The 12,802-nt window shown below is 67.4% G+C and carries 11 protein-coding genes; 4 read left to right on the forward strand and 7 right to left on the reverse strand.

Annotated features, from left to right (window positions below):
• Positions 1-174 precede the first annotated feature (174 nt).
• The 5 genes from CFB45_RS30555 to CFB45_RS30575 form a co-directional block, all read right to left on the reverse strand.
• Positions 175-1,026, reverse strand: a complete 852-nt coding sequence (locus CFB45_RS30555; RefSeq protein WP_046548796.1) for a carbohydrate ABC transporter permease — start codon at positions 1,024-1,026, stop codon at positions 175-177.
• 17 nt (positions 1,027-1,043) lie between these two features.
• On the reverse strand, positions 1,044-1,997 hold the full coding sequence (locus tag CFB45_RS30560; RefSeq protein WP_089428746.1) for a carbohydrate ABC transporter permease: 954 nt from the start codon (positions 1,995-1,997) through the stop codon (positions 1,044-1,046).
• A gap of 54 nt (positions 1,998-2,051) precedes the next feature.
• The gene (locus CFB45_RS30565; RefSeq protein ID WP_089428747.1) at positions 2,052-3,311 is read right to left on the reverse strand and encodes an ABC transporter substrate-binding protein; all 1,260 of its coding nucleotides are present in this window, start codon (positions 3,309-3,311) and stop codon (positions 2,052-2,054) included.
• A 63-nt stretch (positions 3,312-3,374) separates the two neighbouring features.
• Positions 3,375-5,360: a beta-galactosidase gene (locus tag CFB45_RS30570; protein WP_089428748.1), complete on the reverse strand. Its 1,986-nt coding sequence runs from the start codon at positions 5,358-5,360 to the stop codon at positions 3,375-3,377.
• Between the two features lie 9 nt (positions 5,361-5,369).
• The gene (locus tag CFB45_RS30575; RefSeq protein ID WP_089428749.1) at positions 5,370-6,518 is read right to left on the reverse strand and encodes an ABC transporter ATP-binding protein; all 1,149 of its coding nucleotides are present in this window, start codon (positions 6,516-6,518) and stop codon (positions 5,370-5,372) included.
• Between the two features lie 189 nt (positions 6,519-6,707).
• Here CFB45_RS30575 and CFB45_RS30580 point away from each other — a divergent pair, with 189 nt between their 5' ends.
• Positions 6,708-7,748, forward strand: a complete 1,041-nt coding sequence (locus CFB45_RS30580) for a LacI family DNA-binding transcriptional regulator (protein ID WP_089428750.1) — start codon at positions 6,708-6,710, stop codon at positions 7,746-7,748.
• A gap of 113 nt (positions 7,749-7,861) precedes the next feature.
• Here CFB45_RS30580 and CFB45_RS30585 read toward each other — a convergent pair whose 3' ends face one another.
• The gene (locus CFB45_RS30585; protein WP_089428751.1) at positions 7,862-8,503 is read right to left on the reverse strand and encodes a GntR family transcriptional regulator; all 642 of its coding nucleotides are present in this window, start codon (positions 8,501-8,503) and stop codon (positions 7,862-7,864) included.
• A gap of 131 nt (positions 8,504-8,634) precedes the next feature.
• On the opposite strand from CFB45_RS30585, the gene CFB45_RS30590 reads away from it, so the two are divergent.
• Positions 8,635-9,111 (forward strand): OsmC family protein, encoded by a 477-nt coding sequence (locus CFB45_RS30590; protein WP_089428752.1) that lies wholly within the window; start codon positions 8,635-8,637, stop codon positions 9,109-9,111.
• A 29-nt stretch (positions 9,112-9,140) separates the two neighbouring features.
• On the forward strand, positions 9,141-9,785 hold the full coding sequence (locus CFB45_RS30595) for a glutathione S-transferase family protein (RefSeq protein ID WP_089428753.1): 645 nt from the start codon (positions 9,141-9,143) through the stop codon (positions 9,783-9,785).
• A 103-nt stretch (positions 9,786-9,888) separates the two neighbouring features.
• Here CFB45_RS30595 and CFB45_RS30600 read toward each other — a convergent pair whose 3' ends face one another.
• Complete coding sequence (locus tag CFB45_RS30600; protein WP_089428754.1) at positions 9,889-10,839, reverse strand: LysR substrate-binding domain-containing protein; 951 nt, start codon at positions 10,837-10,839, stop codon at positions 9,889-9,891.
• Positions 10,840-10,953: 114 nt separating this feature from the next.
• On the opposite strand from CFB45_RS30600, the gene CFB45_RS30605 reads away from it, so the two are divergent.
• On the forward strand, positions 10,954-12,705 hold the full coding sequence (locus tag CFB45_RS30605; protein WP_089428755.1) for an IlvD/Edd family dehydratase: 1,752 nt from the start codon (positions 10,954-10,956) through the stop codon (positions 12,703-12,705).
• Positions 12,706-12,802 lie beyond the last annotated feature (97 nt).

Genomic DNA, 12,802 nt, shown 5'->3' on the forward strand with positions numbered 1-12,802 from the left:
CCGCGCCCCGGGATTGTCGACGATCGAAGCCACCGTGTCGAACACTTCGAACCTGCCGAAGGCGGCCATCGTGTATCGTGCTTCGCCGCTCTACGACAGCTCAAAAAAAAAGCCCGCCGAAGCGGGCAACCTCACGATGCGGAGGGGGAGATACGAATAAGCGTGGCCGCGCGTTCAGCCTTTGGTCGCACCAAACGTCAGCCCCGCCACAAAATGCTTCTGCATCGCGAAGAACATCGCGACAGACGGCAGCGCCGCCAGAATCGACCCGGCTGATACAAGATTCCACGACGTCGTCCACTGCCCCTTCAACGCGGCAACGCCAGCGGTAATCGGCGCGGCCTCATCCCCTTGCGTGAGACACAGCGCCCAGAAGTAGTCATTCCACACGAACGTAAAAACGAGAATCGCCAGCGCGGCCAACGCGGGCCGGATCAACGGCAGCACGATCCGGTAAAACACCGTCCATTCCCCCGCGCCTTCGATCCTTGCCGCTTCGATCAACTCGAACGGCAACTGCTTGATGAAGTTGCGCAGAAACAGCGTACAGAACCCGGTCTGGAACGCGACATGAAAAAGAATCAGCGCCTCGACCGTATTAAACACACCGAGCCTGAGCGACAGATCCCGCACCGGAATCATCAACACCTGCACCGGCACGAAGTTACCGGCGACGAACGTCCCAAACAGCGCCGTACTCCCGCGAAACTTGTAAGTCGCCAGCGCAAAGCCCGCCATCGCTGCGAGCGCAATCGACCCGACAACGGAAGGCACCGTAATCTGCACGCTGTTCCAGAAGTAATGCAGCATCGGCGACGTCGTCAGCGCGTCGCGATAGTTCTCGATCATCGAGAAGTGCCGTGGCCAGCCCCAGTAGTGGCCTTCGACCAGTTCCTCGGTCGAGCGCACCGACGTGACGAACACGGCGATCATCGGCAGCAGCCAGATCAGCAGCGCAACCGGCAGCGACAACTTGTACAGCCTGCGCGAGACAGGCTTCCATTGGGCAACGGGAGTCGGAAACATGATGGCCACCGGTCAGGTTATTGCTCGTTGCGCAGCAGGCGGCGCAACTGGAACACGATGTAGACGAGCATGATCGCGAACAGCACGACCGCAATCGACGCGGAATAGCCGAGCCGGTAGTACTTGATCGCCTGGTCGTACATGTAATACGCGAGCACGGTCGAGCTCTCGAACGGGCCGCCGCTCGTCATCACCGAGATCAGGTCGAAGCTGCGCAGCGCGCCGATCACCGTGACGACGATCGCCATGAAGGTGGTCGGCCGAAGTTGCGGCAGCACGACGTGCCACAGCAGCGCGAAGCCGCGCGCGCCTTCCATCCGTGCGGCTTCGATCTGTTCCGGGTTGAGCGACGTGAGGCCGGTGAGGTACAGGATCATGCAGTACGCGGTCTGCGGCCACAGCGCGGCGAACACGATGCCGAACGTCGCGTAGCGCGCGTCGCCGAGCACCGGGATGCCGTGCCCGGCGATCAGCGCGAGCAGCCCGAACGTCGGATCGTAGAACCACGAGAAGATCAGCCCGACGACCACGCCGGACAGCACGAACGGCGCGAAGAACAGCGACTTCACGAGCCGGATGCCGGCCGCCGCCTGGTTCAGGTACAACGCGAGCGCGAGGCCGAGCGGCGGCGCGAGCATGAAGAGCGCGAGCCAGATCACGTTGTTGCGCAGCGCGGTGTAGAACGTCGGCGCATGCAGCAGCTCCGCGTAGTTTGCGGGCCCGACGAAGGTGCGCTCGGTCATCCCGTCCCAGTTGTACAGGCTCAGCCACAGCGTCGACAGGATCGGCCAGATCACATAGACGGCCACCATCGCGCAGGCCGGCGCGAGAAAGAGCCATGCGGCGCGCTGTTGGCGCCGCACGGCAGGTGACGGGCGACGTGCGGGCAGGGCGGTGGCGGCGGATGCGCCGCGCGGCGGCGGCGCGGCGCCCGCGCCGGCGGGCGGGGGGGACGTGATCGGACTGGACACGGCAAGCCTCCTGAACGGGCACGGCGGCACGAGGCCGCCGGTTGAGTCACACGGTCACTTCTTGTAGATGCGCTTGCGGGTCTGTTCGAGTTGCGCGAGCACCGTATCGAGCTGCGCGGGATTCGCGACGAACTGCTGCATCCCCTTCATCCCCTCGTCGGCCATTTCCTTCGTCATGTCTCGGTCGTAGAACTGCGCGACGCCGCCCTTCGTATCGGCAAGGATCCGGAAGCCGATACGCGAGATCGGATCGGCCGGCTCCGGCGACTTGCTGTTGGCCGACAGCGAGCCGAGCCCTTCCGCGAGCTTCGCGCCCATCTCGGGCGTTTCGACGAACGCGAGGAACGTGTGCGCGTCGGCCTTGTTCTTCGCCTTCGTCGGGATGTGCAGCGATTCGACCGGGCCGTCCTCGGCGGTCGGCACCTTCGGGTCGATGATCGGGAAGCGGTAGTAGCCCATTTCCTGCTTCACGTTCGGTGGAAAGCCCGCCGCGATGAAGGTGCCCATCAGCATCATCGCGGCCTTGCCCTGGAACAGGAACGGCTGCGCGCCGTCGAGATCGTAGGACAGCGCGTTGTCGATGAAGTAGCCCGCGTCGATCAGCGATTTCCACGTCGCGTAGACCTTCTTCACGCGCGGGTCGGTGTACGGCACGTCGCCGGCCATCAGCTGCTGGTGGAACACGTTGCCGTTCACGCGCAGGTCGAGATAGTCGAACCAGCCGGCGAGCGTCCATGCGTCGCGGCCGCCGACCGCGATCGGCGTGATGCCGGCCGCTTTCAGCTTCTTGCACGCGTCGAGAAACTGGTCCCACGTCTTCGGCTCGTCGGCGATGCCGACCTTGTGGAACAGGTCCTTGCGGTAGAACAGCCCCCACGAGTAGTAGACGGTCGGCGCCGCGTACTGCTTGCCGTTGTACGAGGATGCGTCGCGCGTCGACGCGTACATCGTGCCCCAGCCGTTCTTCGTCCAGTCGCCGCTCAGGTCCTCGAACAGCCCGCGCTTCGCGTAGTACGCCATCCGTTCGCCGGCGTGCCAGTTCACGACGTCCGGTGCGACGGTCGTGAGCCAGGCGGGGAGCTGCACCTTGTATGCTTCCTCGTCGACGAAGGTCGCCTTCACGTCGATGTCGGGATGCGCCTTGCGGAACGCGTCGAGCGTCGACTGCCAGACCGCGCGCTGGCTGGCGCCCTTGAACGCGATGTTGATCGTCAGCGTGCCGGCATCGGCGGGCGCCGTCATGCCGAGCGATGCCAGTGCGACAGCGGCGGCCGTGGCGAGCCGGGCGGCGGTACGAAGGGGGCGATGGGTCATGCGTGTCTCCAGTCCTGGGTGTCGTTGTGCGTGACCGGCGCGTCGTGGCGCCGGTCGCGGTTGCTACGAACGGCTTCGATACACGGCCACGTCTTGCGGCCCGACTTGCGCGGCGCCGAGCACGAACGCGGACGGCGGCACCGCGTCGATCGTGTGCGGTGCGTCGCGATAGTTGAAAACGTAGGTCAGGCCGCCGCGCCGGCTCACGCGTATGCCGTCGCCGAGCGGCGCGGGCGCGAGGCCGGCCTCGGCCGCAATATCGGCGAACTGCCGGGTGGTGGTCGCGTCGTCGAACAGCGCGGCCCAGTAGTGCAGCGTGCCGTGCGATACCCACGCCGGGTGGCCGTCGGCGAAGCGCGCACGCACGACGCTGTGCGTGTCGTCGTGCAGCTCGACCAAGTCGCGCCAGTGGCGTGCGTTGCCGGTGAGCGGCGTGCCGTCGCGCAGCGTGCCGTCGATCCGCTCGGTCACGTTCGGCCGCAGCGATTCGACGCGCCACACGCGCACCGGCAGGATCGACGCGAGCGGGCCGGGTGGCAGCGTCGGCGGGATCTGCAGGTCGACGGTCTTCGAACCGGTGCGCGGGCCGAGCACGACATGCGCGCCGGAGGCGGCGAGCCGCGCGGCGAAATCGTTCGGCACGACCGGCAGCGGCGGCACGACGACGAGGCGGTAGCCGTCGAGCGGTGCGTGCGCGGAAACGATGTCGACGTCGAGGCCAAGCGAGCGCAGCGCCGAGTAGTACTCGAACGCGAAGCGCGGGTAATGGAAATCGGCGCCCTGCGGCTGCACTTCGAACAGCCACTTCGCTTCGTAATCGAAGACCAGCGCGACGGGAGCGCGCACGGCGCCGTCCGCATCCGCGCCGGCGTCGTGGACGGTCGCGATCTCGTGCGCGACGCGTTGTGCCTCGCGGCCGCCTTCGTCGAGCGTGTCATCGGGGGTATGCAGGCCCGCATGCATCTGCTCCTGCGCGAACGGCGCCTGCCGCCAGCGGAAGTACGACACGCAGCCGGCGCCGTGCGCGAATGCTTCCCAGCTCCACAGGCGCACCATGCCCGGCAGCGGCGCGGGGTTCCACTGCGCCCAGTTCACGGGCCCGGGCTGCTGCTCCATCACCCAGAACGGCAGCTTCGACATGCCGCGATAGAGGTCGTGATTGAACGACGCGAAGTCGGGATGCCCGGTGCGCAGCCAACGCGCCTTCACGTCGGGCGCGAACCATTGCTCCTCTAGCGCGCCGAGCGGATAGCTGTCCCAGGTCGCGATGTCGAGGTCGCGCGCGACTTCGTAGTGATCGAACTCGGTGAACAGCTGCATGAAGTTGTGCGCGACGGGGCGGCCCGGCGAATGCGCGCGGATCACGTCGACCTGCATCCGGTGATAGCGCGCGACTTCGTCCGACGCGAAGCGCCGGTAGTCGAGGCGATGCGACGGGTGGGCCTCGGTCACGGTGCCGACCGGTGCGTCGACCTCGTCGAAATGGCGATACTCCATGCTCCAGAACACGGTGCCCCACGCGCGGTTCAGCGCGTCGATCGTGCCGTAGCGCGCCTTCAGCCACGCACGGAAGCGCACGAGCGCGGCCGGCGAGTAGCTGACGACGGTCTGGTGGCAGCCCAGCTCGTTGTCGGTCTGCCAGTAGCGCACGGCCGGGTGGCGGCCGTAGCGTTCGCCGACGGCCGTGCAGATCTGGCGCGACGCTTCGAGATAGGTCGGCGACGAGAAGTCGTAGTGGCGGCGCGAGCCGAACGCGCGCGGCCGGCCGTCCGCGCCGATCGCGAGGATGTCGGGGTGGCGATCGACCAGCCATTTCGGCGGCGTCGCGGTTGGCGTGCACATCACGATCTCGAGGCCGGCCGCGCCGAGCACGTCGACCGCGCGATCGAGCCAGCCCCAGTCGTATTCGCCCGGCGAAGGCTCGATGCGGCTCCACGCGAATTCGGCGATCCGCACTTGCTCGATGCCGAGCGCTTTCATCCGGCGGCCATCGTCGGCCCACATCGTTTCCGGCCAGTGTTCCGGGTAGTAACAGACTCCGAGGCGCATGCCCGATCCTTATGCGTAATGGTGAACGTGGACGTCGGCGCGCGCGGGCACCGCGCGGCCGTCTTCGGTGAAGAGATGGCAGGCCGCGGCCGGCGCATGCACACGCACGCGTTCGCCGCTGCGCACCTGCGCGTCGCCGGGCACCTTCGCGATGATCGAGTGGCCGCCGGGCTGGTCGAGATGCACGTAGGTCTGTTCGCCGAGGCGTTCGACGAGCGCGACGTCGCGCGCGAGCGCCGTCGTGTCGTGTGCGGCGCCGAGCGTCAGGTGTTCGGGGCGAATGCCGAGCGTCACGGTGGCGCCCGCACCGAGCGCCGAGCCGTCACGTTGCAGTACGAAGGTTTCGCCGGACGGCGTGAGCGTGACGGTCGTGCGATGCGCGTCGCAGGCGGTCACGACGGCCGGCAGGAAGTTCATGCGCGGCGAACCGATGAAGCCCGCGACGAAGCGGCTCGCCGGGTGGTGGTAGAGGTCGAGCGGCGCACCGACCTGCGCGATGCTGCCGTGCTGCGCGGTGTCGGCGCCGGCGTGCAGCAGCACGATCTTGTCGGCGAGCGTCATCGCTTCGGTCTGGTCGTGCGTCACGTAGACGACGCTCGCGCGTTCGAACTGCCGGTGCAGCTTCGCGATCTCGATGCGGGTCTGGCCGCGCAGCGCGGCGTCGAGATTCGACAGCGGTTCGTCGAACAGGAACACGCCGGGTTCGCGCACGATCGCGCGACCGATGGCGACGCGCTGCCGTTGTCCGCCCGACAGCGCCTTCGGCTTGCGGTCGAGCAGCGTGTCGAGCTGCAGGATGCGCGCGGCATCGCGCACCTTCCGGTCGATCTCGGCCTTCGGCACGCGCGCGAGCTTCAGTCCGAACGCCATGTTCTCGTAGACCGTCATGTGCGGAAACAGCGCGTAGCTCTGGAACACCATCGCGACGCCGCGTTCGGCGGCCGGCACGTCGTCGACGCGGCGGCCGTCGATCGACAGCTCGCCCGCGCTCAGATCCTCGAGCCCGGCGATCATCCGCAGCAACGTCGACTTGCCGCATCCGGACGGCCCGAGGAACACGCAGAACTCGTGCGCGCCGATCTCCAGATCGACGTCGCGAATGACCGGCGCGTGATCGCCATAGGCTTTCTGCACGCGCCGCATCGAGATGCTCGCCATTGTCTCCGCTCCATGTTCTAATGCGCTTTCATCAGTGATTAAGCGCTTAATCATCGCGATCAAAAAAAGAGGCGATGCGATCGCGGCCGAGTCGCGCCCGTCGGTCGGGCGGCAGGGTGTGCGGCGATAGTGCGCCGCTTCGGTGAGCGAAGCAAATACTGGATAGACGTCTCATATAGTGAGCAAGAAATGGCAACCCTGGATGAAGTGGCGCGCCGCGCCGGCGTGACGGCCGCGACCGTGTCGAACGTGCTGCGCGACCGCGGCCGGGTGGGCGAGGCGACGCGGGCGCGGGTGCTGGAGGCCGTGGCGGCGCTCGGGTATCGCCCGCATCTCGCCGCGCGGGCGCTGGCGGAAGGGCGCGCGCCGACGGTCGCGCTGATGGTGTCGAGCATCGCGAACCCGTTCTATCCGGAGTTCGCGCTGGCGGTCGAGCGCGCGGTGCGGCGCAACGGGCAGTTCCTGATCGTCTGCAACACGAACGAAGATCCGTTGCAGGGGCGTGCGTATCTCGACCAGATCGCCGGCACGGTCTCCGAAGGCATTCTCGTGACCAATGCGAACCTGCATCTGCCGGATCTGCGCGACGTGGCGGCACGCGGCGTGCCGGTCGTGCTGTGCCTGTGGGAGCGGCCGGAGGCGCCGCCCGATGGATTGCCGTGCGTCGCGATCGATTTCCGCGAGGCGGGGCGGATCGCGACGCGGCACTTGCTCGAACTGGGCCACGAGCGCATCGGCGTGATCGTCGGCGGGTCGGCGAGCGGCGTGCAGGCGGCGCGCTACGACGGCTTCGTCGACGTGATGCGCGAAGCGGGGCTCGATGCGTCGATCGTCGCGGCCGAGCCCGATTCGATCGAAGGCGGCGTGCGCGCGGCGGGGTGGTTGCTCGATGCGCACCCACGGTTGACCGCGCTGGTCGCGACCAACGACCTGCCGGCGATCGGCGCGATGCATGCGGCGGCCGATCGCGGCCGGCGTGTGCCCGATGACCTGTCGATCGTCGGGATCACCGACATTCACCTGGCGAGCGACACGCGGCCCACGCTGACGACCGTCGCGATCCCGACCGCCGAGGCCGCCGGACTCGCGGTCGAACTGCTCAATGCGCTGCGCGAGGCGGGTGGTGACAGCGATGCGGTATCGCGCGTGCGGACCGCGTCGCTACCGAGGCTGGTGGTGCGGGGTACGACCGGGCGTGTGGCGGGCGGGGGCGCGACACCTTCGGTTTGATGCGTGGCGGCGGCGAGTAGGTTGAGGTCACTGTCGTGATCGTTGCGACCCGGTGTCGGGTGGCGCCCGCCTTGGCAAACGGCACACGGCGAGCGGCAAACGCACCGCCGTCCTCACCCGCCTTCGACGAGCTGCATCACGATGCTTCTAGCCGACTCCAGATGCGCGACCGTCATCGAGCGCGCCGCACGCGCATTGCGTTCGCGGCAGGCCTGCAGGATCTCCTCGTGCTCGACCTGGAACGACGGCGTATCCGCGAGCAGCGTGGCCTGCAGGCGCTCGTACCGTTCAACCTGGCTGCGCAGCTCCGCGATCGTCTTCAACTGCCGCGCGTTGCCGCAGCATGAATACAGCAGGGAGTGGAATTCGCGGTTCAGTTCGCCCTGCCGGCGCGGCACGGCCGCATCGCCAAGCAAACGATGGACGAGTTCGGCGCGCGCAAGCGTCTCGTCGTCGAGCCGCTTCACGCTCCGGTAGATCGCGTCGCCTTCGAGCAGCGTGCGCAGGTCGTAGATTTCCTGCACGTCCGACGCACTCAGCATGCGCACGACCGCGCCGCGATTCCTGAAGATGTCCAGCAAGCCTTCGCGCTCCAGGCGCTGGATCGCCTCGCGCATCGGAATCCGGCTGATGCCGAACCGGTCGGCCAGGTCGCGCTCGACGAGCCGCTCGCCGGCTTCCAGCTCGCCGTTGATGATCATGTCCCGCAACGAGGCGGCGACCGCGTCCGCCGTGGAATCGAGTTTGGCTTCCATGCCTGCATGTTCCGTCAATTTGGAATAATGGTATACCAAATGAGAATCCGGTGCCAAAATGGCGAGCGCAGGCGGGCTTCGCAAAACGACATCCGGCCCGGCCGAAGCAACCCACATCAATGGAGAGCGAGATGGCATCTGGCGAACACACGTATCGCGTCGCAGTAGAGTGGACGGGCAATCGCGGCACCGGCACGTCGGGGTATCGCGAGTACGGGCGCGATCATCTGATCCGGGCCGGTTCCAAGCCGGATATTCCCGGTTCGTCCGACGCGGCGTTTCGCGGCGACGCCGCGCGCTGGAATCCGGAAGACCTGTTGCTGGCGTCGGCATCGGCGTGCCACAAGCTCTGGTACCTGCATCTGTGCTCGGAAGCGGGTATTCGCGTGCTTGCGTATGTCGACAACGCGGAAGGCACGATGGTCGACAGCGCAGATGAAGGCCGCTTCACCGAAATCGTGCTGCGCCCGCACGTGACGATCCAGGCCGGCGACGATCGCGAACGGGCGGCACATCTGCATCATGACGCGCACGCGAAGTGCTATATCGCGAACTCGGTCAACTTCCCGATCCGCTGCGAACCGGTGATCGAGTTCGCCGCCGCGTGACGCCGACACCCGCCTGAGTGAAATCGACGATGAAGCTCTTCTACTACCCCAGCAATGCCAGCATGGCGCCGCACATCGTGCTGGAAGAAATCGGCAAGCCGTTCGAACTTGAATTCGTCGACCGCACGCACGACCAGCACAAGTCGCCGGATTACCTCGCGCTCAATCCGAACGGGCTCATCCCGGTGCTGATCGACGGCGACCTGGTGCTGTACGAAGCCGCCGCCATTTGCCTGCATCTCGCCGATACGCATCCCGAGCGGCGGCTTGCGCCCGCACTCGGCACGCCGGAACGCGCGCAGTTCTACAAATGGCTCATGTGGCTCACCAACACGCTGCAGGCGACACTGATCGCGTATTTCTATCCGGAGCGCTGGGTCGATGTGGGCAATGCGGCCGGCGCCGCGCAGGTGAAGGCACACGCGGAGGCGAGAATCGCGGCGTTGCTGGCTCAGCTCGACCGCCAGCTGGAGACGAGCGGCGGCCCGTGGCTGCTCGGTGCGCACTACACGGTGCTCGATCCGTATGCGCTGATGCTGTGCCGCTGGACGCGCGGCTTTGCCGAGCCGGCGCGGCAGCGTCCGGTACTCGGCGGCTATCTGCAGCGGGTGCTCGCGCGTCCGTCGGTCCAGCGGGCATTGCAGACCGAAGGGCTCGTGCAGCCCTGGGTGTAACGCGTCATGGCGGCAGCATGCGCGTCACTCGATGCGCATGCGTGCTGGGCGATCCGGGAACGGCAGCGGCCACGACGTCGCGAACTCAGCGTCGGCGTCAGCGTCACAGCGCGACGCCATACACCTCCCGCGCCGCCGCGCGAATCGCATCGGCCATCATCGCGACGGCCGGCGAATGCAGCCGGTCGGTGCGCGTGATGATCCCGAAATCGTCCATCCGGCAATCCATCTCCAGCGGCAGCACCGTGACGATCCCGTGCCGCGCGTAGTAACGCGCGACGTCCTCGGCCAGCACCGCGATCATGTCGCTCTGTTCGAGCAGCTGCGTGATGAACAGCAGCGCGGACGTCTCGACGAGATTCGCCGGCGGCGCGAGGCTCGCGCGCTGGAACACGAGATCGAAGCGGTGGCGCAGCACGCTGCCGGCCGGCGGTACGACCCACGCGGCGCGCTGCACGTCCGCGAGCGACAGCGGCGCCTGCGCGAGCAGCGGATGGCCGGGCCGCACGACGGCGGCCACCGACTCGCCGGTCAGCGGCTCGTAGCGCAGCCGCAGCTTGTCGTGTTCGGCGGAGAGCCGGCCGATCACGATGTCGATTTTTTCCTGTGCGAGATGTTCGAGCAGCACGTTGCTGGTGTCGATCTCGACCGACACGTGCAAGCCGGCATGCGTGCCCTTCACCGCGGCGACGGCCGGCGGCACGAGCCGCAGGCCCGGTGACGTGATCGCCCCCACCGCCACGTGCCCGAGATGGCCGGCCTTCAGCGCGGCCAGCTCCTCGTGCGCCTGGTCGAGGCTGCCGAGCGCCGCGCGCGCATGGCGGATCAGCGCGTCGCCGTAGAGCGTCGGCCGCATCCCGCGCGGCAGGCGCTCGAACAGCACCGCACCGATCGATTCCTCGAGTTCGCGCAGCAGCTTCGACGCGGCCGGCTGCGTCATGTTCAGCGCGGCCGCCGCGCGGTGAATGCTGCCTTCGTCGGCGAGCGCGACGACCAGCAGAAGCTGGCGCGTCTTCAGGCGGCCACGGTTTCCCCACGGGCTGGCTTCGGGCATCGTACGGGTTTATATCGATATCGGAATCGATATCGTAATCGCCAAAAACGTCATTAGCCAGTTATCAAAATTCTGCCTAGACTGCGCCGGTATCCCGTCACCACAGGACTGACGATGTCGGCAACGAAACCCAGGCTGCGCTCCACCCAATGGTTCGGCACGAACGACAAGAACGGCTTCATGTACCGGAGCTGGATGAAGAACCAGGGCATTCCCGATCACGAGTTCGACGGCCGGCCGATCATCGGCATCTGCAATACGTGGTCCGAACTGACGCCGTGCAACGCGCACTTCCGCAAGCTCGCCGAGCACGTGAAGCGCGGAATCTCCGAGGCGGGCGGCTTCCCGGTCGAGTTCCCGGTGTTCTCGAACGGCGAATCGAACCTGCGCCCGTCGGCGATGCTCACGCGCAACCTCGCGTCGATGGACGTCGAGGAGGCGATCCGCGGCAACCCGATCGACGCGGTCGTGCTGCTCGCCGGTTGTGACAAGACGACGCCCGCGCTGCTGATGGGCGCGGCGAGCTGCGACGTGCCGGCGATCGTCGTGTCGGGCGGGCCGATGCTGAACGGCAAGCTGGAGGGCAAGAACATCGGCTCCGGCACCGCCGTGTGGCAACTGCACGAAGCGCTGAAGGCCGGCGAGATCGACGTTCACCACTTCCTGTCGGCGGAGGCCGGGATGTCGCGTTCGGCCGGCACCTGCAACACGATGGGCACCGCGTCGACGATGGCGTGCATGGCCGAGGCGCTCGGCGTCGCGCTGCCGCACAACGCGGCGATTCCGGCCGTCGATTCGCGCCGCTACGTGCTCGCGCACATGTCCGGCATCCGCATCGTCGAGATGGCGCTCGAAGGGCTCGTGCTGTCGAAGATCCTCACGCGCGCGGCGTTCGAAAACGCGATCCGCGCTAACGCGGCGATCGGCGGCTCGACCAACGCGGTGATCCACCTGAAGGCGATCGCGGGCCGCATCGGCGTGCCGCTCGAACTGGAAGACTGGATGCGCATCGGCCGCGACACGCCGACGATCGTCGACCTGATGCCGTCGGGGCGCTTCCTGATGGAAGAGTTCTATTACGCGGGCGGGCTGCCGGCGGTGCTGCGCCGGCTCGGCGAGGGCGGGCTGCTGCCGAACCCGGATGCGCTGACGGTGAACGGCAAGTCGCTGTGGGACAACGTGCGCGAAGCGCCGAACTACGACGACGAAGTGATTCGCCCGCTCGACCGGCCGCTGATCGCGGACGGCGGCATCCGCATCCTGCGCGGCAATCTCGCGCCGCGCGGCGCGGTGCTGAAGCCGTCGGCGGCGAGCCCCGAGCTGCTCAAGCATCGCGGCCGCGCGGTGGTGTTCGAGAACCTCGACCACTACAAGGCGACGATCAACGATGAGGCGCTCGACGTCGACGCAAGCTCGGTGATGGTGCTGAAGAACTGCGGGCCGCGCGGTTATCCGGGGATGGCCGAGGTCGGCAACATGGGGTTGCCGCCGAAGCTGCTGCGTCAGGGCGTGAAGGACATGGTGCGGATTTCCGACGCGCGGATGAGCGGCACCGCGTACGGCACGGTCGTGCTGCACGTCGCGCCGGAAGCCGCCGCCGGCGGGCCGCTCGCGGCCGTGCGCAACGGCGACTGGATCGAGCTCGACTGCGAGGCCGGCACGCTGCATCTCGACATTACGGATGACGAGCTGCAGCGCCGCCTGTCGGACGTCGATCCGACCGCGGCGCCGGGCGTGGCCGGCCAGCTCGGCAAGGGCGGCTACGCGCGGCTGTACATCGATCACGTGCTGCAGGCCGACGAGGGGTGCGACCTCGACTTCCTGGTCGGCACGCGCGGCGCGGAAGTGCCGAGCCATTCGCATTGAGCGGCTGCGCGGCAGCCGGTCGCGGGCTTTCCCGGCCCGCGCAACGTGAAACCGTAAACGCATGACGGCCGGTCGTCACCGAGGCCGAAGCAGGACG

The sequence above is a fragment of the Burkholderia sp. HI2500 genome (genome assembly GCF_002223055.1).
GTDB lineage: Bacteria > Pseudomonadota > Gammaproteobacteria > Burkholderiales > Burkholderiaceae > Burkholderia.